This window comes from Microvirga sp. GN3 (assembly GCF_055792825.1).
On sequence record NZ_JBVVAK010000061.1, the window covers coordinates 1 to 24,148 of the forward strand.

The 24,148-nt window shown below is 60.9% G+C and carries 28 protein-coding genes and 1 pseudogene; 8 read left to right on the top strand and 21 right to left on the bottom strand.

All coding sequences use genetic code 11. The annotated features are described in order from the left end of the window. Positions 1-218 (top strand): hypothetical protein (locus ACS5Q1_RS25270; RefSeq protein WP_473100765.1); only part of this gene is annotated, 218 nt, incomplete at its 5' end. Between the two features lie 69 nt (positions 219-287). On the opposite strand, the gene ACS5Q1_RS25275 is transcribed toward ACS5Q1_RS25270, so the two are convergent. The 6 genes and pseudogenes from ACS5Q1_RS25275 to ACS5Q1_RS25300 form a co-directional block, all read right to left on the bottom strand. Further along, positions 288-1,511, bottom strand: coding sequence for a hypothetical protein (locus tag ACS5Q1_RS25275; protein ID WP_473100811.1), 1,224 nt, complete (start codon positions 1,509-1,511; stop codon positions 288-290). Positions 1,512-1,784: 273 nt separating this feature from the next. Then, positions 1,785-2,207 (bottom strand): annotated as a pseudogene (locus tag ACS5Q1_RS25280) (TniQ family protein); the annotation flags it as partial. Between the two features lie 542 nt (positions 2,208-2,749). Further along, positions 2,750-2,965 carry a hypothetical protein gene (locus tag ACS5Q1_RS25285; protein WP_473100766.1) on the bottom strand — a complete coding sequence of 72 codons (216 nt, stop codon included), beginning with the start codon at positions 2,963-2,965 and terminating at the stop codon, positions 2,750-2,752. Positions 2,966-3,238: 273 nt separating this feature from the next. Next, a complete protein-coding gene (locus ACS5Q1_RS25290; RefSeq protein WP_473100767.1) occupies positions 3,239-4,618 on the bottom strand; it encodes an FAD-containing oxidoreductase in 1,380 nt (459 codons plus the stop codon). Next, entirely contained in the window at positions 4,615-5,079 is a 465-nt protein-coding gene (locus tag ACS5Q1_RS25295; protein ID WP_473100768.1) for a DUF4126 domain-containing protein, read from the bottom strand. The genes ACS5Q1_RS25290 and ACS5Q1_RS25295 overlap by 4 nt, the downstream gene beginning before the upstream one ends. A 259-nt stretch (positions 5,080-5,338) precedes the next feature. Continuing rightward, a complete protein-coding gene (locus ACS5Q1_RS25300; protein WP_473100769.1) occupies positions 5,339-5,953 on the bottom strand; it encodes a TetR/AcrR family transcriptional regulator in 615 nt (204 codons plus the stop codon). 99 nt (positions 5,954-6,052) lie between these two features. Between ACS5Q1_RS25300 and ACS5Q1_RS25305 the strand changes: the two genes are divergently transcribed. Further along, positions 6,053-6,838, top strand: coding sequence for an NIPSNAP family protein (locus tag ACS5Q1_RS25305; protein ID WP_473100770.1), 786 nt, complete (start codon positions 6,053-6,055; stop codon positions 6,836-6,838). A gap of 236 nt (positions 6,839-7,074) precedes the next feature. Here the strand turns inward: ACS5Q1_RS25305 and ACS5Q1_RS25310 are convergent, their stop codons facing one another. Genes ACS5Q1_RS25310 through ACS5Q1_RS25325 form a run of 4 tightly spaced genes read right to left on the bottom strand, consistent with a single transcriptional unit; the run spans position 7,075 to position 8,984 of the window. Beyond that, entirely contained in the window at positions 7,075-7,551 is a 477-nt protein-coding gene (locus ACS5Q1_RS25310) for a VOC family protein (protein WP_473100771.1), read from the bottom strand. A gap of 45 nt (positions 7,552-7,596) precedes the next feature. After that, entirely contained in the window at positions 7,597-8,016 is a 420-nt protein-coding gene (locus tag ACS5Q1_RS25315; protein WP_473100807.1) for a DoxX family protein, read from the bottom strand. Between the two features lie 29 nt (positions 8,017-8,045). Next, the gene (locus ACS5Q1_RS25320) at positions 8,046-8,534 is read right to left on the bottom strand and encodes an SRPBCC family protein (protein ID WP_473100808.1); all 489 of its coding nucleotides are present in this window, start codon (positions 8,532-8,534) and stop codon (positions 8,046-8,048) included. Between the two features lie 18 nt (positions 8,535-8,552). Beyond that, on the bottom strand, positions 8,553-8,984 hold the full coding sequence (locus ACS5Q1_RS25325; protein WP_203441712.1) for a VOC family protein: 432 nt from the start codon (positions 8,982-8,984) through the stop codon (positions 8,553-8,555). Positions 8,985-9,047: 63 nt separating this feature from the next. Here ACS5Q1_RS25325 and ACS5Q1_RS25330 point away from each other — a divergent pair, with 63 nt between their 5' ends. Beyond that, positions 9,048-9,749: a winged helix-turn-helix transcriptional regulator gene (locus ACS5Q1_RS25330; RefSeq protein WP_473100772.1), complete on the top strand. Its 702-nt coding sequence runs from the start codon at positions 9,048-9,050 to the stop codon at positions 9,747-9,749. A gap of 26 nt (positions 9,750-9,775) precedes the next feature. Here ACS5Q1_RS25330 and ACS5Q1_RS25335 read toward each other — a convergent pair whose 3' ends face one another. The 3 genes from ACS5Q1_RS25335 to ACS5Q1_RS25345 form a co-directional block, all read right to left on the bottom strand. After that, positions 9,776-10,507: a dienelactone hydrolase family protein gene (locus ACS5Q1_RS25335; RefSeq protein WP_473100773.1), complete on the bottom strand. Its 732-nt coding sequence runs from the start codon at positions 10,505-10,507 to the stop codon at positions 9,776-9,778. Positions 10,508-10,595: 88 nt separating this feature from the next. Continuing rightward, positions 10,596-10,775 (bottom strand): hypothetical protein, encoded by a 180-nt coding sequence (locus ACS5Q1_RS25340; protein ID WP_473100774.1) that lies wholly within the window; start codon positions 10,773-10,775, stop codon positions 10,596-10,598. A gap of 84 nt (positions 10,776-10,859) precedes the next feature. Next, complete coding sequence (locus ACS5Q1_RS25345) at positions 10,860-11,132, bottom strand: HNH endonuclease (protein ID WP_473100775.1); 273 nt, start codon at positions 11,130-11,132, stop codon at positions 10,860-10,862. 78 nt (positions 11,133-11,210) lie between these two features. Between ACS5Q1_RS25345 and ACS5Q1_RS25350 the strand changes: the two genes are divergently transcribed. Further along, complete coding sequence (locus ACS5Q1_RS25350; RefSeq protein ID WP_473100776.1) at positions 11,211-11,771, top strand: BON domain-containing protein; 561 nt, start codon at positions 11,211-11,213, stop codon at positions 11,769-11,771. Positions 11,772-11,857: 86 nt separating this feature from the next. Here ACS5Q1_RS25350 and ACS5Q1_RS25355 read toward each other — a convergent pair whose 3' ends face one another. Next, the gene (locus ACS5Q1_RS25355; RefSeq protein ID WP_473100777.1) at positions 11,858-12,064 is read right to left on the bottom strand and encodes a hypothetical protein; all 207 of its coding nucleotides are present in this window, start codon (positions 12,062-12,064) and stop codon (positions 11,858-11,860) included. Between the two features lie 189 nt (positions 12,065-12,253). On the opposite strand from ACS5Q1_RS25355, the gene ACS5Q1_RS25360 reads away from it, so the two are divergent. After that, positions 12,254-13,072, top strand: coding sequence for a MipA/OmpV family protein (locus ACS5Q1_RS25360; RefSeq protein WP_203441719.1), 819 nt, complete (start codon positions 12,254-12,256; stop codon positions 13,070-13,072). Between the two features lie 182 nt (positions 13,073-13,254). Here ACS5Q1_RS25360 and ACS5Q1_RS25365 read toward each other — a convergent pair whose 3' ends face one another. From ACS5Q1_RS25365 to ACS5Q1_RS25390, 6 genes are all read right to left on the bottom strand, one after another. After that, on the bottom strand, positions 13,255-13,641 hold the full coding sequence (locus ACS5Q1_RS25365) for a 6-carboxytetrahydropterin synthase (RefSeq protein ID WP_473100778.1): 387 nt from the start codon (positions 13,639-13,641) through the stop codon (positions 13,255-13,257). 331 nt (positions 13,642-13,972) lie between these two features. Then, positions 13,973-15,910: a putative bifunctional diguanylate cyclase/phosphodiesterase gene (locus tag ACS5Q1_RS25370; RefSeq protein ID WP_473100779.1), complete on the bottom strand. Its 1,938-nt coding sequence runs from the start codon at positions 15,908-15,910 to the stop codon at positions 13,973-13,975. 33 nt (positions 15,911-15,943) lie between these two features. Beyond that, complete coding sequence (locus ACS5Q1_RS25375; RefSeq protein ID WP_473100780.1) at positions 15,944-16,462, bottom strand: putative pterin-binding protein; 519 nt, start codon at positions 16,460-16,462, stop codon at positions 15,944-15,946. A gap of 227 nt (positions 16,463-16,689) precedes the next feature. Further along, the gene (locus ACS5Q1_RS25380; protein ID WP_473100781.1) at positions 16,690-17,628 is read right to left on the bottom strand and encodes a ring-cleaving dioxygenase; all 939 of its coding nucleotides are present in this window, start codon (positions 17,626-17,628) and stop codon (positions 16,690-16,692) included. A 147-nt stretch (positions 17,629-17,775) separates the two neighbouring features. Beyond that, on the bottom strand, positions 17,776-19,212 hold the full coding sequence (locus ACS5Q1_RS25385; RefSeq protein ID WP_473100782.1) for a M20 family metallopeptidase: 1,437 nt from the start codon (positions 19,210-19,212) through the stop codon (positions 17,776-17,778). 92 nt (positions 19,213-19,304) lie between these two features. Then, positions 19,305-21,158 carry an ABC transporter ATP-binding protein gene (locus ACS5Q1_RS25390; RefSeq protein WP_473100783.1) on the bottom strand — a complete coding sequence of 618 codons (1,854 nt, stop codon included), beginning with the start codon at positions 21,156-21,158 and terminating at the stop codon, positions 19,305-19,307. 271 nt (positions 21,159-21,429) lie between these two features. Here ACS5Q1_RS25390 and ACS5Q1_RS25395 point away from each other — a divergent pair, with 271 nt between their 5' ends. After that, the gene (locus tag ACS5Q1_RS25395; RefSeq protein WP_473100784.1) at positions 21,430-21,654 is read left to right on the top strand and encodes a DUF6894 family protein; all 225 of its coding nucleotides are present in this window, start codon (positions 21,430-21,432) and stop codon (positions 21,652-21,654) included. Then, entirely contained in the window at positions 21,651-22,082 is a 432-nt protein-coding gene (locus tag ACS5Q1_RS25400) for a hypothetical protein (protein WP_473100785.1), read from the top strand. Before ACS5Q1_RS25395 ends, ACS5Q1_RS25400 begins: the two co-directional genes overlap by 4 nt. A 44-nt stretch (positions 22,083-22,126) precedes the next feature. Here ACS5Q1_RS25400 and ACS5Q1_RS25405 read toward each other — a convergent pair whose 3' ends face one another. Continuing rightward, the gene (locus tag ACS5Q1_RS25405; protein WP_473100786.1) at positions 22,127-23,671 is read right to left on the bottom strand and encodes a helicase HerA domain-containing protein; all 1,545 of its coding nucleotides are present in this window, start codon (positions 23,669-23,671) and stop codon (positions 22,127-22,129) included. Positions 23,672-23,872: 201 nt separating this feature from the next. Between ACS5Q1_RS25405 and ACS5Q1_RS25410 the strand changes: the two genes are divergently transcribed. Continuing rightward, the gene (locus ACS5Q1_RS25410; RefSeq protein ID WP_473100787.1) at positions 23,873-24,124 is read left to right on the top strand and encodes a hypothetical protein; all 252 of its coding nucleotides are present in this window, start codon (positions 23,873-23,875) and stop codon (positions 24,122-24,124) included. Positions 24,125-24,148 lie beyond the last annotated feature (24 nt).

The following is a 24,148-nucleotide window of genomic DNA, read 5'->3' on the forward strand; positions in this document are numbered from 1 at the left end:
GGCCGCTGCAGCCGCAGCACCAGTTCGATCAGCTCTTCCTTCGTCAGGCGCTGCAAATCAGTGCGATCCATGGCCCCATGGATTCAGGAATTGCGCCTGATGACAAGGGCGTGGGTAATTACCCGCCCAGAGCTCTCATTTCCAAGAGGGCAAGACGTTCGATTTCGGCTATGCCTTGTAAGACGGATAGTTTACCTGAGATGCCGCAACGAACCTGAGATTTGCCTATAGGACTTGAAGCTGTTCCCACGTGACAAAGCACATCAGCTCCTGTCGAGAGGGAGCTGTCATGCCACCTTGTCTATCAACGGAGCTGCGCATAGGTATCCCCTGTAATTGCGTCTTCGGCATCTCCACCTATGGACAGTGAGCACAGCTATAGCCTTGGACCGCGGGTACAGTATCCCATGCGATCGCGCAGGTACCTCAATCCCATCTATTCCATATCGCTTGAGGGCACTGCGGATCGACTTATGACCCTGACCATAAACTGCTGCCAGTTCTGAAAGCGGGACATAGTCTTCGAACAATTTGACGCATTCTCTGGGCTTCACCAGACGCCGGAAGCTGTCGTCCGACTTTGCGTCAATGCTCTCTAGCATGCCTCTGTCGATTAGTGCTCTAAGTAAGTTCGTTTCATAACCGCATTGCGCGGCCGCCCTCCTAATGTCGACAGGCTCATCAGGATCTGAAGGAAGGCACAATAAGTCCCTGGGATTTATGAGTAGCGAATTCAATCCCTTACGGCCTCTCAATTGCCCGAGTACGGCAACTTTCTTCTGAAGTATCGCAGCAAGAGCGTCAGGATACGATATGCGCGCTCGTTCGACCGCACGCCCGATTGGCAGAGTTTTCTCTGGCCTCCTGTCTACCACCGGCGCATGATTCGCCAATATGTCGAGTAAGTTCTTCACGCTAGACTTGAACAGATACTTGATTGGCCCCCTACCTGTTCGCCCTTCAAACCGGCGAAGTATTCCTGCTTCGCAAAGCATGTTAGCTGTCGTCGAGGTAATCCCAAGGATAATGGATGCGTCGCGCGTCTTGATCATATCACGGGCGAGACGCTTCAGCTCGTTTAAGGACGCTATCGGAACTGGTAAGGAAGCTCTGAATGGAGCCGCAGCGGGAACCAGCCCGATGTGCTTAGCGAGCAGAAATGTAATTCCTGGGTCGACGTGAATAGATCGCGATGCTGCCTTAATGTTCAACTTGCCTGTATTAACTGAACGACCGAATATTGTCGGGCGCACAGGTGTCACCATGTGTTTTTCTGCATGGTTCACCAAACGGGCCCTCAAGTCCTCCAACGCAGCAATTTTGCAAATGTCCAACCAGCGATAAAGACCCCCGTATATGCGCTTTGAACTGAACTTGGACTTTTTGTCTTTTTCAGATTGCCTCTCAAACAGTCTGTCTAAAAGGCACTCATACGCAGCATTCCCGCCCTTGGATATCTGAATGCCTAGGTTCTGCAGTTCGTGGGATGTCTCCCTATCGAACGAGTTCATGTTATATTTTGCACCATAGGCTTGCGCCGCTCCGAAAGCGCGCATTGCTGAGGCCGCCATACTAACGGTTAGTCGATCGAGCACTGCGATTGAGGTGCAGTTGCTTCCGGTTAGTCGGCCAACCAAATAATGATCCGCCTCACAATAATTCGACCCAACGTGTTTGGCTTTAATGCGCGAGAGATCGAAGCCACAAACACATTTCCAAGGAAGCAACTGATTGACACTCAGCTCACTCAAGCACGAAGGGCAAGATCTTACGAGTTTCACTTGATGAGTGGGACATGTATTGATGAATGTAAAGTCCCACCAGAATCTCAAGAATGGACGGAAGGCGCGAGGGCCATTATTCTCCTCACACCCAATTAGGTCGTTCTTAAGACAACACGGGCATACACGACGTATGCTCGGATTCCAGAATGACGGTGGGATGTTCTCCGCCTTCCATTGACGTGTAGGACCCATCGCGACAACGGTACTGTGTACTAGGAGGTCTGGATCGATCCCGGCAATTTCCGAAACGGACTCAAGACGCTGCGCGCAGCGAACATCGCGGTCGTAGTTTAGACCGGCGGTGGTTGCTAGTTCGCGACTGCTTTGAAAAAGATTTCGGGCAGCTAATCGGCCAAATAATCCATAAAGTGGCTCTCCCATTTGGAAGCGCACCCGCAAGGGCAACTTCTTCGGTGTAGGCATTTAATGCCCTCGTTTTGATGTCTGATAGCATAGCCACGACGGGTCATTGAACATTCTAGCTGGATTCGACGCGATGCTATCGCGGAACGATCTATAATGCTGGTAGAGCCACTGGTTTCCCGCAGCGCCATTATCGTTGCTGAAAGGCCCAAGTGCCGCCAGCCCTACACTGTCGATATTCCGTGGAAAACTGGGACTTAGAGCCTCTTAGGAAAGGTTATCTAACGATGGTGTATCAGACCATCGTACTGGCACGCTGCGACTGACGCATAGTGATGCACAACCTCTTGCCGTTGATCAGACCAAAGGCTCCATGCTCAATCCACACCCAAAGATTTGCCTGTTTTCCGTTAGAAAAGTCAGGTTTTATGGTTGTCTGTTCTGGAACTTTTGACTGTCAAGAGTCGTGAAGATTCCCAAAAAGCAACGCTTCTTGGCCCAGCCCTTTTCCTTGTCGGTACATATCTTCATATTGGAAATGCCAAAGGGCGCCTTCGCAAGAAGGCGCCCTTTGTGTTGATGGCATTCGCGTTGACTTCCGCTTAGTTGAAGACCCGCCAATCCTGCGAAGATGCACACTCCAGCAGCAGACCTGGATCGTCATCCCCAAGCACCCGGATCTTTTCCTCGACGAGGTCCGCCAAGACGCTTTCTGGGCTTGAAGCGCGCAACTCGCTGACGGCATCCCTGATCTGTTTCAAATCCCATGGCGATAGCGTCGTTCTTCTTTGCCCTTTGAGCTCCTGGTTCGAAGTCATCCTGATTCTCCGTGTGAGCCGGCACAGCAATGAAAGGGTGTACGCTAGAGCATCGGATTGGATCCCAAAAGTGGATCCACTTTTGGGATCCAATCCGATGCTCCACTCTTTGAAGAGCGCATCGTCGGGCGCGGAAAACCGGATCCACTTTTCCGCACGATGCGCTAGAACGAGGTTTACGGTAGGCGTGGCCGTTTGCCCGCTTCATTGCAGGAGAATTACAATTCCGTAATGCGACCGGTCGGATCGGAAGAGGACGAGGCCCGCACTGCCTCAAACGACAGGCTTCAGGTCTCCAAGAACCGTTGGAATCAGCTCCGAAACGGTCGGATGGATCGGCACCGCCCATTGCAGAATCGGATAATCGGCACCGGCATTCATCATGTTCAAGATGCCGTGAATGGCCTCGTCACCGCCGGTTCCGAGAATGGCGGCGCCGAGAATCTTTTTCGTCTCCGCATCGGCCACGATCTTCATGAAGCCCTTGGTCTCGTCCTTCTCGATCGCGCGCCCGACTCGCGTCATGGGACGCTTGGACACGAGGAGCTTGCGACCCGTCTTGCGCGCCTCCGTCTCCGTCATGCCGACGCGGCCGAGCGGCGGATCGACATAGAGCGCGTAGCCCAGCAGCCGGTCGCTGACGCGATGGGACGCGCCGTCGAGGAGATTGGCGGCAATGATTTCGTAATCGTTGTAGGCCGTGTGCGTGAAGGCGCCGCGTCCGTTGCAGTCGCCCATCGCCCAGATGCCCGGCACGTTAGTTGCGAGAAACTCGTCGACCACGATATTGCCGCGTGCATCGACCGCAACGCCTGCCTTGTCGAGACCGAGATCGTCCGTGTTGGACCGGCGCCCGACGGCGAGCAGCACATGCGAACCGACTACCGTCGGATCGCCAGAGGTGCAATCGACATCGACGGCGACGCCATTCGCATGCGGCTTGAAGCCGATGCAGGTGGCATTGGTGCGAACGGCAATCCCCTCTGCTGTCAGGATGTCGCGAATGGCGTCCGAGACATCCTCGTCCTCGCGCGCGATCAGGCGCGGTCCTTTCTCGACCACCGTCACCTCGGCACCGAAGCGGCGATACATCTGCGCGAATTCGAGCCCGATATAGCTGCCGCCGACCACCACGAGATGCTTGGGAAGCGTATCGAGCTGGAGGATCGACGTGTTGGTGAGGTAGGAAACGGTGTCGACGCCCGGCATGTCGGGAACGCTCGCGCGGCCGCCGACATTGAGGAAGATGCGCGGCGCCTTCAGCACCTCATCCCCGACGCGGATCGTGTCCGGCCCCTCGAAGCGGGCATGCCCTTCGATGACGGTCAAGCCATCCATGCCGCGCAGCCATTTCTCGACATTCGTGCGCGCATTGGTCGAGACGGTGTCGGCGCGGGCCCTGACCCGCTTCATGTCGATGGCGACGGGGCTCGCGATGGAAACGCCGTAATCCGTGCCCCTGCGCGCGAGATGCGCCGCATAGGCGCTCGCCACCAGCGTCTTCGTCGGCATGCAGCCGGTATTGACGCAGGTTCCGCCAAAGAGCTTGCGCTCGATGATGGCGACCTTCATGCCGGCGGTTGTCAGTCGCCCGGCAAGCGAAGGTCCCGCCTGTCCGGCACCGACGACGATGGCATCGAAGATCTGAGTCATGGCACCGCTCCCACGATCAAGGCCGCTCCGATGATCGCGACGGCGTCCTCGATCAGGGCGGCAGGGCGATCCTTGCCGAAGGCGGCGGCCAGACGCGCCCGGCCTTCCGCGCCTCCGAGCGTCCCAATAATGCCCCCAATGGCTCCGGCGACAAGCCCGCCGAGGAAGGAACCGCCTGCGGCCGCAATCGCACCGCCGCACAGGCCGCCCATGATAATTCTCGTCGTAAAGGGAAGCGGCGTTTTGCGGCTCGGTGTGGTGGGGAGCTGATCGCCGATCAATTCACCGATGGCGAAAACCGTCATGATCCAGGGCGTCCACCGGTAGCCCAGAAAGGCGAGCCAGGTTCCTTCGAGATTGATGAGGCCGAGGGAAGCCGCCCAGCTGATGGCCGCGGGAGCGGTCATCGCGCGCAAGCCGGCAATCACTCCGATCAGGAGCGCCAAAACGTAAAGAACCATCCCTCGTCCCCTCTGAAAGCGCTCAAGGTTGCAGCCCGCCGGCGCCTTTTTCAATCCTATCCGGAATCATCAACGTGACGTCGCAGCGGGTCGGCCGGATGGCGCGCGATAGCCCTCTTTTCACCATCCGGCCGAAAGGATGACATAAAGATACATATGACGCTATCAAGCTCGCCTTTTCAGGAACTCATTTTCAGCGGACGGCGCTCTCTACGAGGCCAAGTCGGCCGGACGGAAGAGCGTTGGCATCCGGCGATGCCTACTTCCGAATGATCAATATGAGCTGCTCGGCACAGATCTTCAGGGGATCCACGCATTGGCAGGCTTTCGACATCGCCATGGCACCGGAATAGGTTGCCACAACCAGCGTTGCCACGGCCTCGGGATCGAGGTCTTGAACAGTGCCAGTCTGCAGGTCTGCCCGGAGTTTGGCAGCGATGGCGCTGCGCCAGCGCAGGAAGATCGCATCGATCGCGGCTTGGAAGTCCTCATCCTGACGGGACAGTTCAAGGGCGAGATTGTTCAGCGGGCAGCCTGATACCGCTCCATTCCGCTCCAGTTCCGACACGATGCTGGCGAACACCGCCCGGATGCCCTCCGCCGTCGAAGGCGCACGTTCAACCGGTCCGATCCAGGTCTCCTCGACGGCATCCGCCACACGATCCTGAATCACAGCAAGCCCAAGGGCCTTCTTGGAGGGGAAGTGATGCGAAAGTGCTCCGCCCGTGACCCCTGTCTCGCGCCTGAGGTCATGCAGGGCAGTGGAATGGTAGCCGCGAGCCGTGAAGGCGGCATAGGCTGCATTCACGAGCCGCAGCCGCAGGCCTTCAGGATCGTTCGTGCGACGGTGCGGTGAGGCAGGCTTGGCCGCCATGGGGTCTCTCCTTGCCGCCAAGCATAGCAGGTTGACAAAACCGGACAAGCGTCCTGTAATCCGAAACAGGACGCTTGCCCGGTTTTCCGAGAGGCACACATGGCATCTTTCACAAGTCTCACCCAGGAGAGCGGATCCATTCCGCAGGCGACCGGGCCTATGGCCGACGCGATTATCGAACTGCGGCGGTATCGGCTGTATCCCAGCACCCGGGATACGCTGATCGACCTGTTCGACCGCGAGTTCATCGAGTCCCAGGAAACGCAGGGCATGAGCGTGATAGGCCAGTTCCGCGACCTCGATGATCCCAACAGCTTCGTGTGGCTGAGAGGCTTTCGCGACATGCCCTCGCGCGCAGCAGCCCTGAACGCGTTCTACACCGGCCCTATCTGGGCCGCTCACCGAGACCAAGCGAACGGCACGATGATCAATTCGGACAACGTCTTGCTGCTGCGCCCCACATCGCCTGGGGCTGGCTTTGCCCCTCCGCTTGTTCCGCGTCCTGCGCCTGGCGCGAGCGACATGCCGCGCGGGCTTGTGGTCGCAACAATCTGTTATCTCGCACCGCGCACGGAGGACGAGTTCGCCAGGTTCTTTGAGGCGGTTGTCAGGCCCCATCTCGAGCAGGCCTCGGCCACTGTTCTGGCCACATTGGTAACCGAGCGGAGCCCGAATACTTTTTCCAGGCTGCCCGTCCGCGAAGGGGAAACCGTCTTCGTCTGGTTCTCTACCTTCCCAAGTGTGGCTGCATACGAGACGCACCTTGCCGAACTTGCGCGATCCGCGACCTGGACCAGGGAGGCCGTCCCCGAGATGGAGCAGCGTACATGGCGGCAGAATGAGGTGTCGCGGCTCGCACCGACGACACGGTCGCTGCTGCCGTGATGCATTGCGTCGGAGGTGCCCGTGCGAGGACTGTCGATCAGGTTATGACGGTCTGGTGGCGTTTGCTGCCGAATGCCGAAAAATGCGGTAAGCCAAGAAAAAATGAGATGCTTCCACGCAAGTGGAAACATCTCCAGAGCATCGGATCCAAAAGTGGATTTTGCACTTTGGGATCGATCCGATGCTCCCTTCAATAGCGCATCGTTGGGCGCGGCCCTCTGGGCCCGCACGATGCGCTAGGAGCCACGATAGGCGCTCTCGAGCGTCTTCACATCGAGCTTGATCATCTTGAGCACCGCTTCCATGACGCGACGGGATTTTGCGGGATCCTTGTCCTTCATCATGGCGCCGAGCGCGGCTGGCACGACCTGCCACGACACGCCGTAGCGATCCGTGATCCAGCCGCATTGCTGCGGCGAACCGCCGTCCGACAAGGCATCCCACATCCGGTCGAGTTCCGCCTGATCGGTGCAGCTCACGGAGAGCGAGATCGCCGGCGTGAACTGGAAATACGGGCCGCCGTTGAGAGCCATGTAGCTCTCGCCGGCCAGCGTAAACTCAACCACCATCACGTCGCCGGGCTTTCCGCCGGGCGTCTCGACACTGTAGGGCACGACGGCGTCGATGCGCGAATTGGGCAGAAGCGAGACATAGAATTTTGCGGCTTCCTCTGCCTTTCCGTCGAACCATAGGCAGGGCGTGATCTTGGACATGGGCATCCTCCATCGTATTCGTCGAGACGATGTTTGGTTGAGGGATCAGCGGGCGATGGGCAGCAGCGCCCGCACGCGCGGATCGCGCAGCCAGAGCCCGGCCCACAGCGCGATTCCGAGATAGACGCCGAACAGGATGTGACTGAACAGCGGGCTGCCGATGCGCACATGGGTGGCGATCGCGCCGCCGAGATAGGCGGTGATCAAGATCGCTCCCAGGATCGCCGTGCGCGGAGTGGCATAGAGCAGGGTAGATGCAATGAGCACGATGCCGAGCGTGCGCCACAGAGCGGGATCCGTCGGCCAGCCGAGCGGGATCACGGTGTCGATCACCACTTGAAGCGGCGCGAGCTTGATCGCTCCATCGAAGATGAGAAAGAGGATGACGAAACGGCTTAAGACTCGTCCGATCCAGAGACTTCCACGGCTCCCCTTGCCGGGTTGTTCCGTTGCCGCGTAAGGCATCGTCGTCATCCGTTTTCTCCCTTCGATGACTACGCCGCAGAGGATACGGGCCGGCCTTCGGCAAGCTCCGCGAGCTGGCCTGCCACGATGCCCCATCCTTCATGGAAGCCCATCTGCTCGTGCTGCTTCAGGGCCTCTTCGCTCCAGTGCCGCACCCGGGCGGTGTAGCGGGTACCACCGCCTTCCGGGTCGAAGGTGAAGATGGCGGTCATGAACGCATCCTGCGGAATCCAGCCCGGTTTGAAGGCATCGGTCACGACGATCTTGCGATTGGGCACGACCTCCAGAAACACGCCTTCATGGGGCATGTCGGCGCCATCGGGCGAGCGCATCTTTGTGTAGGCGCGGCCGCCGGCCCGAAGATCGAATTCGACCACCGGCGTGGTGTAGGGGCGCGGCGCCCACCATTCGCCGGTGCGTTCCGTCCAGACCTTGTAGACGGCTTCCGGCGACGCTTCGATGAAACGCGTAATTGAGAGTTCGTACTTGGCGGCATTCTGGTCGGTCACTGTTGTCACTCCCATTCAAACTTGCGCTTACGCCGAGGCCGTATTGCTCATGGCTTCCGTAGCCGCCGCGAGGTCCATCCACATCATTTCCCAGATATGGCCGTCGGGATCCTCGAAGCTGCGGCCATACATGAAGCCGTAATCCTGCTGCGGGCCGGGATCGGCCTTGCCGCCAGCCGCCACGGCCTTGGCGAGCGTCGCGTCAACCTCGTCGCGGCTGTCGGCGGACAGGCAGATCAGCACCTCCGAGGTCTCCTTGGCATTGGCGATCTTTTTCGGCGTGAATTCACGGAACTTGTCGTGGGTCAGGAGCATCGCATGGATGGTCTCGGAGAAGACCATGCAGGCAGCCGTGTGGTCGGTGAACTGCTCGTTCTTCACCGCACCCAGGGCCTCGTAGAAGGCGATGGACTTCGGCAAGTCGGCAACGGGCAGGTTCACGAAGATCAACTTGGACATTGGATATTCCCCTCTTGGTTTGTGGTTTGACATTGATTCCACGGAAAGTTATAAATAGCAACTATGAAGTTAGAAAAAATAACTGAAAAATCGGAAGCCCGCACGAAGCGCCATTACGAGGACGCTTGCGCGACAGCTCACGCCCTCGATCTCGTCGGCGAGCGCTGGGCGCTTCTGGTGATGCGCGAACTCATGCTGGGGCCCAAGCGTTTCAGCGACCTGCGCGAGAGCCTGCCCGGAATCAGCGCCAATGTGCTCACCCAGCGCCTCGAAGGACTGGAATCGGCCGGCGTGCTCATCAAGCGCAAGCTGCCCCCGCCAGCGGCGGCGCAGGTCTACGAGCTGACGGAATGGGGATACGAGAGCGAGCCGATCTTTCAGGCGCTCGGCCGGTGGGCGGCGCGCTCGCCCTCACACGACCCGACCCTGCCGTTCAGCACGGCTTCCCTCATCCTGTCCATGAGGACGATGTTCAACGCCGAGCGGGCGAAGGATATGGATGCGCGAATCGGCTTCAGGATCGGCGAGGAAACCTTCCTCGCCCGTCTGACCGACGGAATAATCGTGATCGCCCGCAATCCTCTCGACGCGGCAGACGTGATCCTGACAGGCACGCCGCCGGCGCTGGCCGGCGCGATCTATGGCGGCCAGCCGCTGGAGGCGATGGAACAGGCGGGCGTATTGCAGGTCGAGGGCGATCGCGCCCTGGCCCGACGTTTCGTGAGCCTGTTCCCGCTGCCGTCGAAGGCTTCGAAGCCCGCCTGAGACATTGCGGACGAGCAAGCCCGATCTTAACGCAGCGTTTCTTCGAAGAAGGTCAGCAGCCGCTTCCAGTGCCGCTCGGCGCCGCCTTCGTCATAGACGCTGTGGTCGGAAACCGCCCAGCCATGAGCCATGCCGACATAATTCTCGATGATGTGATCGATCTCGGCCCGACGCAGCGCCTCTGCGAGCAGAGCCGATTGTTCCGGCGGGAAACTGCCGTCGACGCCGGCGCTGCCGACATAGACGCGTCCCCTGATCGTCGACACGTGACGATGCGGGCTGTCGGGCGCATCGCTCGCAAGGCGTCCGCCGTGGAAGCTCGCGGCAGCGGCGATGCGGTCGGGATAGGCCGCTGCCGCGTGGATGGCGCGGCTGCCACCCATGCAATAGCCGACGGTGCCGATGCGGCCCGTCGCACCTGCCTCAGTCAATGCAGCAAGAAACGCGGCCGTGTCGCGCCGGGTCATCTCCTGGCTCGTGCCGTCGATCATGCTCCGCAACTGGGTGCGTGTGTGCTCTTCGGAAAAGGCCGTCTTGGCATCGAACGGGCCATAATCGCCGAAGCGATGAAAGAGATCGGGCACGAGAACCACATAGCCCTCGCTCACGAGGCGCTCAGCCATCCCATCAAGAGCGGGACGGGGGCCGAAGGCATCCATGTACAGGATGACGCCTGCAACGGGTTGACGGCTCGGGCGGAACAGGCCTGCCTTGGCGGTTCCGTCGTCTGTCCGAATCGAAATGTCCTGCTTTGCCAAAACAATCTCCCCACGTCGTTCGGCCTCTTATCGCGCACATCGTGGGGACCGTCACCTGCTGCGGATACTATGATCTCAGGCTATGATCTCATGGCCCCCCGGCCAATGATCCGACCACCGCCATGGTCAGCTCGTCGAGGTTGACGCGGCCTTCGATGGTGATCATCTCGGCTTCGCCCGGCTTGACGCGAAGGCCCTGCTGTCCCGCCTCCGACTGGCGCTTCAGCTCGGCCATGATGGCCTCGCGCACTTGATCCTCGATATTCATCGCCGATGTCCTTTCGCGTGATGCTGCTCGCTGTCGAACGTCGGGATGGACAGGCCTGTTCCCACTCTTCTTCGCTTCACGCGCTCACGGTTCTTTCCGGTTCGCTTTCAGCACCTTGAACGCCTGCACATCCATGGTGCCGCGCTCGTTGTTGCAGGCGGAGCAGGCCAGCACGACGTTGTCGCGGTTGAGCGGGCCGCCGAAGGACTTCGGCATCACATGATCGAGGGTCGCGAGATCGGGCGCGCGCTTCACGCCGCGTCCCGGTCGCCGCGCGAGGATTCCGCAATAGACGCAATGCCCTTCATCACGGGCAAAGACATCGTTGAAGAGCTTGAGGCGCTGAGCCGCTTTCATGGCGGAAAACTGCGCGTCTTCCTGTGGAACCCGAGGGAAGTGGTGTGGTTGCCCCTGCGATGAGAGGAGCAGAAAGCCATGGTAGACACCCGCCGCAGGAATCGAAACCCTTTCGACGACGATAACGGATATGGCGATTTGCCTTCGCGTGGCGCTGTCGGCTTCCGGGACGATCGCCGTGGCAATCCGCACGGCTACGGCAGCGATGCCGGCGATTTCGCCGGAGGCGTGATCGAAGACGGACGGCGCGGGCCTCCGGATGACGAAGGTTTCGATCCCGGCTACAGCCGCTACCGCTCCGGTTACGGAGCATTCGGTTCACGCGATCCGAACGATCCGGAACTCCGCTCCGAATTTGACGACGAAGAGCGCCGCTCCCTCCGGAGCAAAAATCATCGCGGCCGCGGCCCCAAGGGCTACAAACGTTCGGACGAGCGCATTCATGAGGATGTGTGCGAACGCCTGACGGAAGACCCGTTCATCGATGCTTCGAACATCGAGGTGGCCGTGAAGGATGGCGAAGTCGCGCTGAACGGGACCGTTTCGAGCCGCGGTCTCAAGCGCCGCGTCGAGGATCTGGCGGAGCTGGCCTCGGGCGTCGCGCATGTGCAGAACAATCTTCGCGTCGAAGGCGCCTGAAATATATGAAAGCTCCCACACCGTGGAGCTTCCCCTCTCGATGGCCGATATCCCTCCAGATCCTTCGCCGATCATCTCGTCGCGGCTCACGGAACCTCGGGCGGCGGCATCGGATGAATGACCGGTTTTTCGGATTCCGGCGGTTGCTCGGGCATGGATGACGGCGCACTGGGGGGCACCGACGGCAGAGGAGTCTCGGGAGGAATCGGCATCGTGGGCACCGGCTCGGTCGGCGGCGGCTTGGGATAGAACTCGTCCGGCTGCGGACGGCTGCTGGTACTGAACACGGACAAGAAGCTCTCCCTTTGCAACATTCTGTCTCGTGTTCAACCGCCCACGCGCGTGAAAGTTCTCCTGCGATCGATGCCTTACGGTTCTTCTTGCTACGGTCACGATGGCGAAACCATAGGCGCAATCCACGGCTTGACCTTACGGCCGTTTGAGGCCACGACGGCAGGGTGGAATTTTGAACCGGAAGAGCCATGCGCGCAGCCCGAACCCTCGCCCTCCTGACTTTCCTCGCAGCCGGTTCGACCATGGCTCAGGCGGCGGATCTGCTCTTCTCGCCGGAGCCCATCCAGGACTCTTCGGGCTGGATCGTCACCGTGAAGGGCAACCTGCGGGTTGGGCCATCCTATCCCGGTTCGGACGAATTCAGCTTCATCGGCTATCCGTCCCTGAGCTTCCGCCGGGCCGGCACGGTGGAGCGCTACAGTGCCCCCGACGACGGCCTGAGCTTCTCGTTCCTGGAGGATTCCACCGTCCGCTTCGGTGTCGTCGGTCGTTTCGTGGGCGGCCGCTATCTGCAGGACAATCCGGAACTCTTCGGACTGGAGAAGATCGACTGGGCGGTGGAGCCCGGCGTCTTCGTGGAGTACTGGCCCCTCGAATTCCTGCGCGCGCGCGCCGAAATCCGGCGCGGCTTTGGCGGACATGAAGGCTTTGTGGCCGATTTCGGCCTCGATGCGGTCCAGAGGTTCGGAGCGTTCACCGTCTCGGTCGGTCCGCGCCTTGCGCTCGGCGACAGCGAATTCACCCGCACCTATTTCGGCGTGACGCCCGCCGAGGCCGCGCTGAACGGCCAGGTCACGCCCTATGACCCGTCCGGCGGTATCACCTCGGTCGGCGCGACGGGCGCGATCAGCTATGAGTGGTCGCAGCAATGGTCGACCACCGCTTTCGTCACCTACAAGCATCTGGTGGGCGATGCCGCCGACAGCCCGATCGTCAAGCGCTTCGGCTCGGAGAACCAGTGGGGCTTCGGCCTGACCGCATCCTACTCCTTCGGCTACGTGCCGTAAGCGCGGTGCCCGCATCAAAATGAAAGAGCCGCCTCACAAGCGCATCGTGCGGAAAAGTGGATCCGGTTTTCCGCGCCCGACGATGCGCTCATCATAGGAAGAGAGCATCGGACCCAAAAGTGCACTCACTTTTGGGTCCGATGCTTGAGGCGGCTCTTTCATTTTGGCGATGCGTCAATGTCTCAGGCTGCGAGGCTGGCTTCGCTCGCAGCTTCACCACGATAGATGCAGCCTTCCGTCGAGCCGGGCATGCCGCGCTTGAGCTCGACCTCTTCGAGGTTGGGAAACCGAGCCGTCACGAGTCTCCAGATATAGGGGGTGACGTTCTCGAGCGAGGCGATGCCGATCTCAGGGTTGAGATCGAGATTGCCGTGATCGAGGCCCGATCCGTGCTCGCCCTTGATTTCCTTGATGTAGTTCTCGACGTCATAGAGATTGACCGGCCAGCCATAGATCTCGTCGACGGCTCCACCGAACGTGAGTTTGACGATGAAGGTATGTCCATGCAGCCCGGAATAGGGAGCCACCGAGTGCGCGGCTTCGAACGTAAACTCGCAATATGTCTTCATTCACCTTGCTCCCGTCATCAGCTCTCTGTTCGTTGCGAATCTAAAGGCGCAGCGTGCTGAACATGCGATCCAATCGGCATTTCTGCGTTCAGGCAATGGAAAATCTGCCTAGCATATTTCGCTTCGTCGACAAAATCGCGCAAGGGCGCTGCGCATCGGCTATCGATCGTTCTCTACTAGCGCATCGTGCGGACCCAGCGGGCCGCGCCAGCGAAAAGTGGACCCGGTTTTCCGCACCGAACGATGCGCCGCTTAAGGGATTGAGCATCGGATCGATCCCAAAAGTGGGTCCACTTTTGGGTCCGATGCTCTAGGAATATCGAGGGGCCACTTATGACGCGACCCTGACCTTGTGCTGGAGCGCGGCCAGCGTATGGACCAGTTCCCGCGCCGGCTTGGGACGGCCGAAATAATAGCCCTGCGCATCGGTGCAGCCGGCCGCCTGAATCTGCCGCAGGTGGTCTTCCGTCTCGATGCCTTCGGCCACGGTCGGCATCCCTAAGCTCGCGCCGAGATTGGCGACCGATTGCACGATCGCGAGGCAGTCCGCGCGCTGGGACATTTCCCGCACGAAGGACTGGTCGATCTTGATCTTGTCGAACGGGAAGCTGCGCAGATAGCTCAGGGACGAATAGCCGGTTCCGAAATCGTCCATCGCAATGCGCACCCCGAGCCGCCGCAACTGATGCAGCGTCGAGACGGTCATCTCATTGTCCTGGAGCAGCACCGATTCGGTGATTTCCAGCTCCAGCCGGTTCGGAGCGAGTCCCGACGCCGCCAGCGCGCGGCTGACGCATTGCACGAGGCCCCTGTTCCTGAATTGAATCGGCGAGAGATTGACGGCGACATGAATGTCGCCCGGCCAGGAAGCTGCCGCCTTGCACGCCTCCTCCATGATCCAGTCGCCCAGGGGAGAGATCATGCCGGTATCCTCGACGACCGGGATGAACTCGGCCGGGGGGACGAGGCCGCGCTCGGGGTGATGCCAGCGCAGGAGCGCCTCGAAGCCGCTGATCTCGTTCCTCTGGATGTTGATCTGCGGCTGGTAGAACAGTTCGAACTCGCCGTTGGTCATCGCCTTGCGCAGATCGACCTCCAGCGCGCGGCGAGCCTGAAGCTGCTCGTCCATATCCGGCTCGAAGAAACGGAACGTACCGCGGCCGTCCGCCTTGGCATGATAGAGCGCCATATCCGCATGCTTCAGAACCTGGCTCGGGGTCATATGCCTCTGAGCCAATGCAATGCCGATGCTCGTGCCGATAAAGAGTTCCTGGCCGTTCACGCTGAAGGGTTCGCGCAGGGCCTCGACAATGCGCGATGCAAGCGCAGCGCTTTCCTCGGGCCGCCGAATCCCGGTCTGCAGAATGGCAAACTCGTCGCCGCCGAAGCGGGAAATCAGGTTTCGCACCTGACCTTCGCTGGCGGGAATGCAGGCGCGGAGACGCTCGGCCACGGCCTTGAGCAGTTCGTCACCCGTTTCGTGACCGAAGGAATCGTTCACATCCTTGAAATGATCCAGATCCAGATAGGAGACTGCCAACGTACGACCGTTCGGCTTCAGGCGCACGAGCGCGTATTCGAGCTCGTTGCGAAGCACCACACGATTGGGAAGGCCCGTGAGCGCGTCCTGATGCGCCAGGACGTGCAGCTCCTCATGGGCTCGCCCCAACAGGCGGTTATGCTTGTCGAGCAGGAAGATCAGGACAATTCCAACCAGGATCAAGCTTGCCGCAATGCCGGAGAAGGCCCAGTGCAGCCGGATCAGTTCCTCCTGATCCTTCTGAACGAGCGTTGCCCCATGGTTGTGCGCCACGGATGCGAGCTGCGCGAGTCTGCTTTCCAGCGGCCGCAGAATTTCAAGCGCCTCTCTGGCTGCTTCCGGATTCCGGTCGAGTTCCGCGATCAAGGGCTGCGCTGCAGCGAGCCTCTCCTGAAACTCGCGAAGGGTGGCATGATGCTCCGGATTGCGCTGGAGAAGATCCTGGAAGCTCCCCTCATTCAGCATCTGGGCCCGGCCGAGGAGAATGTCGTAGCGCAGCTCGACCTCGCCCTTGTCCACATCGCTTCCCGGCTTCCCGAACTCCGCCAGGCGATGTTCAAGACGGACGAACTCGGACGCGGCTTGTCCGGCCTCCCAGGCCGGGTTGTAGACGGAGATCTGCTGCAACGCACCTTGGCGTTGAACGACCAGCACCGAAATGTAGATGCCGGCGATCAGAAAACCGCCAATGACGATCGCAATAACCGTTTTGAAGGTGCGCAGGGACAAATGCTTTAGGCCTCCGAGACCTGCCGGCTGCTGCTACTTCACTTCGATCTTGGCGACCTGCCACGCCGAGCGCGCATAGTAGGTCTGAGTCTTGAGTTCGGGATTGCTGTCATAAGGATAGACGATGAAGAGCGGACCTTTGTCCCGCACGGGCATGTACTCGCCGTTGCGCTTGAGTGCGAGAATGACGTTGTACTTCCCGAAATCCGCCATCGGGATCTCGGTGGCGTAATCGTTCAGCGCCACGACCGACACGCGATCCCCCTTCGCTTCGACCTGCTTCATCAGCTTGTCGAGAGAAACGCCCTCGAATTTCACTTTGCCCTCGAACCAGGGCGTCGTCGTCTCGATGGTCACGAGACCGAGGGACTCCAGCATCGCGCGATCGAACTGGGCCGTGTTGTCCTTGTTGGTCACCCCGATCTTGCCCGAGATGGTGAGGATCGGTCGCTCCTTGGGGGCGGCCAGCGACGCGGCATAGGCCACGCCGATGATTCCCAGGAACGCGACAAACGTTCCCAGCAGGCCCGTTCTCAACTTGGCGCCAAGCATGCAAATCCCCTACGGAAAATTAATATAAGCGATAGAAGCACATAAAATTGATCAAAGTGTTACACAACTCTGCCGCAGAAGTAAAAGCGGCGAAACCGCTAGTGTTATTTTGTAATGGCATTTAAATCTCAAGGCATGAAATCCTAGATTGTGCCTGCAAAGAAAAACCGCCTCGCACGATGGTGCGAGGCGGCTTCAGGTCTTTCGGGGCTAAAGATCGGCAGCCTTTAGAGGGGCTTGAGACCTGCCTCGATCTCGGCCCGGCGCTGCTCCAGGAAGGGCGGCAGGGCCAAGCGCTCGCCGAGCTTGTCCATGGGCTCGTCCGTGGCAAAGCCCGGACCGTCCGTGGCGATCTCGAACAGGATCCCGTTCGGCTCCCGGAAGTAGAGGCTCCGGAAATAGTAGCGGTCGACCGGGCCGCTGGAGGGCGCCCTCAAGGACTGCAACCGCTCCCAGCATTCCTGATAGGTCTGCTCGTTGGGCGTGCGGAAGGCCACGTGGTGAACTCCACCCGCTCCGGGCTGGGCCGGGGACAGACCGGGCTCGACCGCCACATGCAGTTCCGCCGCCGGGCCGCCCTCGCCCATCTCGAACACATGAACCGGCGTATCACCCACGCGGTATTCACGGGCGGCGCGCATATCCATCGCTTCCGTCAGAACGCGGGCCGTGCGCTCGAGCTTCGGCACGCTGATCCGGATCGGCCCGAGTCCCCGGATCTGGTACTCGGCCGGCACAGGGCTGCGCTTCCACGGATGGACCTCGCCCTGCCCGCCATCGTCGACCAGGCTGAGGCGCTGACCCTCGAAATCCTCGAAATCAAGCGTGAGCCGCCCGTCGCGCTCGACGATCTGCTCGCTGCTGATGTCGAGGCTCTTGAAACGGTCCTGCCACCATGCCAGCGCCTTTTCGCCGTTCACGCGCAGGGCCGTCTGCGAGATGCTGTGCGTGCCGCGCCGCTCGCGCTCGACCGGCCAGTCGAAGAAGGTGATGTCGGTGCCGGGCGAGGCTTTTCCGTCCGCATAGAACAGGTGATAGGCGCTCACATCGTCCTGGTTCACCGTCTTCTTGACGAGGCGCAGCCCCAAGGACTGCGTATAGAAGTCGTGATTGCCCTTTGCATTGGCCGTCACGGCCGTCAAATGGTGAATTCCCGTCAGCTTCATGGTGCTGTCTCCATCGAATGTTGCGATGAAGATAGACTTGCAAAGGTGCCGTTGCGAGCCCGCGACACGCCAAGGCAACCTTGCCGAAATGCAAGAACGCCCCAGCCGTGGGCCAGGGCGCTTGCAGAATTGAAAGAGATTGATCGCTCAGGCCGCTTTCGCGCGCAGGTCATCCGGTGTCACGTCCTCCGGAATCGGGCAGAGATAGGCCCTTCCGCCATTGCGCTCCTTCAGCTCGGCCTTGGCCCGGACGATGAGATCCGGGTTGCGCAGGCAATCGGCGGCGGTCGCCGCCATGGCCTTGGCGGCGAGCACCATGCCCTTGTGCGCGGCCGGCAGATTTCCTTGAGTGACGAGCTGCCAGGTGTGGAATGGTGTGCCAATGGCAAAGCAGGCCGTGTGGCACTGCACCGTTGGCACGATCCAGCTGACATCGCCCACATCGGTGGTGCCCATCATGACCTCCTCGCGGGTCGGCATGGTGAGCACGCCGTCGTGAAGCACCTTGGTCTTGAGCGAGAGATCGTGCGGCTTCACGCTCGCGAGAATCTCCTCCTCGGTCAGCGCCGATTGCTGAAGCTTTTCGGCAAAGGCGAGATCGGCATCGTCGAAGTCGGGTGGCCCGAGGCGGCGCATGTTCTCGTACATGGCTTCCTGCAGTGCCTTGTTGGGCAATACGTTCGAGGTCGCATCCGTGATCTGCACCGAGCCGGAGGTTTCCGTCATCAGCGCCGCGCCCTCCGCGATCTTCTTCACGCGTTCGAACAAGCGCTCCGCGTCAGGAAGATGCGGCGAGCGCACGAGGTAAAGCGATTCCGCAAAGGCCTGCACCACGTTCGGTGCATCGCCGCCGGTATTGGTGGTCGCGTAATGCACGCGCGCATCGGATGGCATGTGCTCGCGCATGTAGTTCACGCCCACATTCATCAGTTCCACCGCATCGAGCGCGGAACGGCCCACATGCGGAGCAGCGGCCGCATGGGCTGCGCGGCCCTTGAAGCGAAAGTAAGCCTGGATACAGGCGAGCGAGGAAGTGGTCTGCACCTCGTTCACCACGCTCGGATGCCAGCAGAAGGCGGCATCGAGATCGTGGAACAGGCCGGCACGGGCCATGAAGGTTTTCCCCGATCCGCTCTCCTCCGCCGGGCAGCCGTAATAGCGCACGGTGCCGGCGATGCCTTCGGCTTCGAGTGCATCCTTGAGCGCAACTGCAGCCAGCGCGGAACCTGCTCCGAGCAGGTTGTGGCCGCAGCCATGGCCGGGTGTGCCTTTCACCGTCGGCGCATGCTCGGTGCGGCCGGATTCCTGCGCAAGATCGGGCAGAGCATCGAACTCGCCGAGAATGCCGACGATGGGACCGCCTTTGCCGAATTCCGCAGTGAAGGCAGTCGCCATGCCGCCGACATTCCTGGTGATGCGGAAACCCTCGCGCTCCAGCATGGCGATCTGCTCCTGAACGGCGCGATGCTCCTCGAAGGCGAGTTCCGGGACGGCCCAGATCCGGTCACTCAGGGCGCAGTAATCTTCGGCCTTGGCATCGACATGACGGGCGACAGCATCAAGGCTCAGGCGGTCGTTGTGCATAATGTTATGAGGTCTCGCGAAATGGGATCGGCGCGACAATATCGAGGTTCGCTCCGAGGTGAAAGGGTGGAGGCCTTTCGCAGTGCAGACTTTTACACCGCCTCGTCCGCCACGCCCTTGCGCGCGGTAAGAAACCCGCCAGACTGACGCGACCAGAGGCCGGCATAGAGGCCGCCGTTCTCCAGAAGCTCCTCATGGGTGCCTTCCTCGACGATCCGGGCCTCGTCCATGACAATCAGGCGGTCCATGAGCTGCAGGGTCGAGAGACGGTGCGCGATGGCAATGACCGTCTTGCCCTCCATGAGGGTGGCGAGCGATTCCTGGATCGCGGCCTCGACCTCGGAATCGAGTGCAGATGTCGCCTCGTCCAGCACCAGGATCGGCGCATCCTTCAGGATCACACGGGCAATCGCAATGCGCTGGCGCTGGCCGCCAGAGAGCTTGACGCCGCGCTCGCCCACATGGGCATCGAAGCCGCGCCGACCGCGTCCATCGATGAGACGCTCGATGAACTCGACGGCATGGGCCTGACGCGCCGCCTCGCGCATCGCTTCCTCGCTGGCTTGAGGCCGGCCGTAGAGGATGTTCTCGCGGATGGAGCGGTGCAGCAGGGACGTATCCTGCGTCACCACCGAGATCTGCGAGCGCAGACTTTCCTCCAATGCATCGGCGATATCCTGATTGTCGATCAGGATGCGTCCCTCCTGCGGCTCGAAGAAGCGCAGGAGCAGATTGACGAGCGTCGTCTTGCCGACGCCGGAGCGTCCGACGAGACCGACCTTCTCGCCCGGCCGGATGGTGAGGTCCAATCTGTCGATGACCCTGTCGCCATCGCCGTAGGAGAAGCTGACGTCATCGAAACGAATCTCGCCGCGTGTTACCGTCAAGGGCCTGGCGATTGGCTTGTCCTGCATGGTGAGCGGACGCGAGATCGTCTTCATGCCTTCCTGCACCGTGCCCACGTTCTCGAAGATGCCCATGACCTCGAAGGCGACCCAGCCGGACATGGAGACGATCTGGGTGGAGAGCAGCAAGGCGGTGGTCATGGTGCCGGCGTCGATCCGGTTCGCGCTGAAGAGCCAAACCGCCACTGCGCCGGTCGAGACCAGGAAGATCGCATTGAGGAAGGTGAGGCCGGCCACATAGAATGTGTTGATGCGCTGCTGACTCATGAACGCGTCGTTGAGCCGGCGATAGCCCTCGCTGATATACTCGTCCTCGTCCTTCCGGCGCCCGAACAGCTTGACGGTCATGATGTTGGTGAAACTGTCCACTACCTTGCCGGTCACGGCCGAGCGCGCCTCGCTCGACGCACGCGACCGCGTCTGGATACGCGGCAGAGACACGACCAAAAGCGTGGCGTAAAGGGTGAACCATCCGGCCATGGGCAGGGCGAGACGCCAATCCTGCGTGCCGAGAAGGCCGATGGAGGCCGCGCCGAAAACCAGGATCTGCCAGACCGCGCGGGCCACGGACAGAACCGTCTCGCGCAGGGGCCGACCCGTCTGCAGCACCCGGTTGGCGATGCGCCCGGCAAAATCCTCCTGGAAGAAGCCCAAAGGCTGGCGCACCACGTGCCAGTAATTCTGCCAGTGGACCATGGTGGTGAACGAGACCGCCAGAGAATGGTTGACCAGGAGCCGGAACAGGATCGTCCCGAGCGGTCGCACCAGGAGGATGATCGCCCCCATGGCGATCAGCAGCGGCCCGGCCTCACGGAAGATGCCTTCAGGCGACGTATGCGAGAGGGCATTGACCAAGCGGCCGATGAGATAGGGAATGAGCGCTTCGACGACGGCAAGCACGAAGCCCAGCGCAAAGAGTGCGAAGAACAGGCCCTTCGCCTGGGCGATGAAGTGCCAGTAGAAGCCCCAGAGATTGTCCGGCGGCGATTCCTCCGGGGGCTTTTTCTTGAAGTCAATCCGGGTCTCGAAGTAGCGGAACATCGGCACATCTCATCGTCATCGACCCGAATCAGACGGGCGAGAGGCGCAATGATGCAACACTCTTTGTCCCTGGGGTGACAATCGCGCTAAGTTGATGACTTGTCCAACTGCGAAGAAGCCCGAGAGACGGATAGGGACGGATAGAGCCTCTCTCAGACAACCCTGCTTCAAAACTACGGCAATGGGACAGTGTTCGGCGGCAGATGCCTCGAACGAATATCGTCGATGAAGAATTGGAGATGGTGTATCCTGTCTTAAATGCGTCAGGAGGTTGAAATGCCTCTTCTACTTTACCCTTCGATGCCTGGCGGAAACTGAGGATCTTGGCTCAGTTTATCTGCCCGATCTCACGGCCGCCCGCGATGAGGCACAGAGGATTGCCCAAGCCTTCGCAGCGAGAATGCCGGATGAGGGCTTGGACCCAACCCTGTGTGTCGTCGAAGTCGCTGACGAAAGACACCTGTTGGTCCAGGTGGTCCCGTTGAACGGATCGTGAATACATTTTCCAAAAAGGAGCGGTGGCTGTATTCTTGGAACTGGAGAACGGCCATGGTCGGGCTTGGGCCAAACTCAGTCATCTTGTGGGATACCCTGAAACTCTCAGCCGAGCCCTTGCGAGGGCGCAGCGATATCTTGGTCGTTGCTCAGGTGAAGGTGCAGAAGAACGGGCAAAGAGGCTCTGACGAGTATCGCATCAATTTTGAGCTCAACAGGCACCACGGCCTCGTGTCCCAGGACACTGAAGTCCTGATATCGGCCGCTGGAGCAGATGAGCCGCTCTGGAGATATTCAGGTCGCCGCGACCTTGTTGTGGCAATCAAGAATCGCTTTCTCAAAACGCAGTTATACTCGCACATCGCCGGTCAACTCGGCTGGATGCTTGACCCGCATGTTGATCTGATTCAGGCACCTTTAGACCCGTGATCCCATGAACAGATATCGACCATCTGTCTTGATGATCGCACGCCTTACCCCACCGCGAAGAGATCCCGGGTCTCGGGCACTTGCGGCTCCTCGAAAGCGTTCGGGTCGCCGGGGCCGGTCTCCCACCCAAGATCGGGGAGCGCGATGATGCGCAGGCCCCGCGGATCGTTGCGGGTCACGACGATGTTGCGGCTTTCCATATAGGCGATGAGGCGCCGGGCACGTCCGGGCGAGCGGCTGCCGCAGGCGCGGGCGATCTCGCCGTCGGGCGGGCAGGCCGAGCCTTCCATGGCGGCGCGGGCCATGAGCAGGAACACGCCCTGGATGTCTTCCGCCAGATCGGCCGCGAAGGCAACCGCGCGGTCCCATTCGGAACCTTCGGCGGTGGCCGTATCGACGCCGGCGCGGGCGACCGCGAGCCGGCGACGGAAGGCGTTAAGGTTCAAGGGTTCGCCGGAAACGCGGCGGATGCGGCAGCGGACGAGGAAATCCTGATACAGAACGGCAACCGAGCGGAACGCGGCTTCCGGATCGTCGAGGATCTCGCGCAGGATCGCATCGAGGGCGGCCTCGCGCTCGGCCTTGGACTGCTCGTTCTCCTCGGGCTGCGGCTCGGGCGCGGCTGCGGGGCGGGTGCGGGCGAGCTGGGCCAGAAGATCGTTGGTGGACGGAGCCGGAGGCGGCGGGGGTGCACGACGCGGCATGACCGGGCGGGCGACCACCTCGTCCTCGCCGGCCTTGAAGATGAGATCGCGGGCCTCCGCCTTCGGCTGCTCCGGCAACGGCATCAGCTTGAAGGTGCCCGTGCGGGTGGAGGTCTCGACCGCACCGATACGGATCGGCAACGGGCGGCGCGAGAGCGCGGGCCCGAGCGCCACGAAGTGGCCGCGCTCAAGATCGCGGAACATCTCGGCCTGCCGGCGCTCCATGCCTAAAAGGTCGGCAGCGCGGGCCATGTCGATGTCGAGGAAGGTGCGCCCCATGAGGAAGTTCGAGGCTTCCGCCGCCACGTTCTTGGCGAGCTTGGCGAGACGCTGCGTCGCGATGATGCCAGCCAATCCGCGCTTACGGCCGCGGCACATGAGGTTGGTCATGGCACCGAGCGAGACCTTTCGCGCCTCGTCGGACACATCGCCTGCCGCGGCAGGGGCGAAGAGCTGCGCCTCGTCCACCACCACGAGCATCGGATACCAGTAATCGCGCTCCGCATCGAAGAGGCCGCCGAGGAAAGCCGCGGCGCAGCGCATCTGGGCCTCGGCGTCGAGCCCCTCCAGACTCAGCACCACGGAGACACGGTGCTGACGCACGCGGGCGGCGATGCGCTGCAGATCGCCCTCGCTGCGGGAGGCATCGACCACCACATGGCCGAATTTGTCAGCCAGCGTGACGAAATCGCCTTCCGGATCGATGATGGCCTGCTGGACGAGATTGGCGCTCTGCTCGAGAAGGCGGCGCAGGAGGTGCGACTTGCCGGAACCGGAATTGCCCTGGACGAGCAGACGCGTCGCCAGAAGCTCTTCCAGATCGAGCAATGCCGATTGTCCTCCAGGGGCGGAAGACGCCTGTCCCATGTCGATGCCGACCTTCATCAGCCTCCCTCTTGCTATCCTCGAAAACAACCCGGCCCGGTCCTAACACGGCAAGGCTTAAGGAAGTGCCGGGTCGGTGTCAGTCCTCCACAGGCGAAATAGGCTTTCCCCAGCCATGACGCCGCAGGTTTTGGGAAACCTGCCTGCTCCCCGACCATTAACTTTCGGAACGACCGTGGACCTCGATACAGGAGGGGATCGATGCCCGGCGAGCTTTCCGTCAGCCGCGTCCTTCATGCCGTTCCGGCCCTCGTTGGAGAAGAGCCAGGCTGGATTCCGGTTCCGGAGGCAGCAGCCGATCGGTCAATCATCCAGGAGGAAACCAACGGGTTGATGCTCCCGCCTGCCGGCGCCTCACGCGCCGAGACGGTTTTCACGACCGTCGGCATCGTCCTGCTGGTGATTCTCACCATCTCGCTTCTCTTGACCCTGGTACGCCATCATCGGCGATAGGCGGTTTGGCGATGCTTTAGTCAC

Excerpts from the sequence above, each read along its gene's own strand:
- ACS5Q1_RS25405 (WP_473100786.1), bottom strand. The coding sequence starts at position 23,671 with ATGAAGGTCGGCATCGACATGGGACAGGCGTCTTCCGCCCCTGGAGGA.
- ACS5Q1_RS25290 (WP_473100767.1), bottom strand. The coding sequence starts at position 4,618 with ATGACTCAGATCTTCGATGCCATCGTCGTCGGTGCCGGACAGGCGGGA.
- ACS5Q1_RS25375 (WP_473100780.1), bottom strand. The coding sequence starts at position 16,462 with ATGCTTGGCGCCAAGTTGAGAACGGGCCTGCTGGGAACGTTTGTCGCG.
- ACS5Q1_RS25345 (WP_473100775.1), bottom strand. The coding sequence starts at position 11,132 with ATGAAAGCGGCTCAGCGCCTCAAGCTCTTCAACGATGTCTTTGCCCGT.
- ACS5Q1_RS25310 (WP_473100771.1), bottom strand. The coding sequence starts at position 7,551 with ATGTCCAAGATCACGCCCTGCCTATGGTTCGACGGAAAGGCAGAGGAA.
- ACS5Q1_RS25285 (WP_473100766.1), bottom strand. The coding sequence starts at position 2,965 with ATGACTTCGAACCAGGAGCTCAAAGGGCAAAGAAGAACGACGCTATCG.
- ACS5Q1_RS25330 (WP_473100772.1), top strand. The coding sequence starts at position 9,048 with ATGAAGTTAGAAAAAATAACTGAAAAATCGGAAGCCCGCACGAAGCGC.
- ACS5Q1_RS25315 (WP_473100807.1), bottom strand. The coding sequence starts at position 8,016 with ATGCCTTACGCGGCAACGGAACAACCCGGCAAGGGGAGCCGTGGAAGT.
- ACS5Q1_RS25380 (WP_473100781.1), bottom strand. The coding sequence starts at position 17,628 with ATGAAGCTGACGGGAATTCACCATTTGACGGCCGTGACGGCCAATGCA.
- ACS5Q1_RS25410 (WP_473100787.1), top strand. The coding sequence starts at position 23,873 with ATGCCCGGCGAGCTTTCCGTCAGCCGCGTCCTTCATGCCGTTCCGGCC.
- ACS5Q1_RS25275 (WP_473100811.1), bottom strand. The coding sequence starts at position 1,511 with ATGAACTCGTTCGATAGGGAGACATCCCACGAACTGCAGAACCTAGGC.
- ACS5Q1_RS25385 (WP_473100782.1), bottom strand. The coding sequence starts at position 19,212 with ATGCACAACGACCGCCTGAGCCTTGATGCTGTCGCCCGTCATGTCGAT.
- ACS5Q1_RS25365 (WP_473100778.1), bottom strand. The coding sequence starts at position 13,641 with ATGAAGACATATTGCGAGTTTACGTTCGAAGCCGCGCACTCGGTGGCT.
- ACS5Q1_RS25360 (WP_203441719.1), top strand. The coding sequence starts at position 12,254 with ATGCGCGCAGCCCGAACCCTCGCCCTCCTGACTTTCCTCGCAGCCGGT.
- ACS5Q1_RS25295 (WP_473100768.1), bottom strand. The coding sequence starts at position 5,079 with ATGGTTCTTTACGTTTTGGCGCTCCTGATCGGAGTGATTGCCGGCTTG.
- ACS5Q1_RS25300 (WP_473100769.1), bottom strand. The coding sequence starts at position 5,953 with ATGGCGGCCAAGCCTGCCTCACCGCACCGTCGCACGAACGATCCTGAA.
- ACS5Q1_RS25340 (WP_473100774.1), bottom strand. The coding sequence starts at position 10,775 with ATGAATATCGAGGATCAAGTGCGCGAGGCCATCATGGCCGAGCTGAAG.
- ACS5Q1_RS25390 (WP_473100783.1), bottom strand. The coding sequence starts at position 21,158 with ATGTTCCGCTACTTCGAGACCCGGATTGACTTCAAGAAAAAGCCCCCG.
- ACS5Q1_RS25305 (WP_473100770.1), top strand. The coding sequence starts at position 6,053 with ATGGCATCTTTCACAAGTCTCACCCAGGAGAGCGGATCCATTCCGCAG.
- ACS5Q1_RS25325 (WP_203441712.1), bottom strand. The coding sequence starts at position 8,984 with ATGTCCAAGTTGATCTTCGTGAACCTGCCCGTTGCCGACTTGCCGAAG.
- ACS5Q1_RS25350 (WP_473100776.1), top strand. The coding sequence starts at position 11,211 with ATGGTAGACACCCGCCGCAGGAATCGAAACCCTTTCGACGACGATAAC.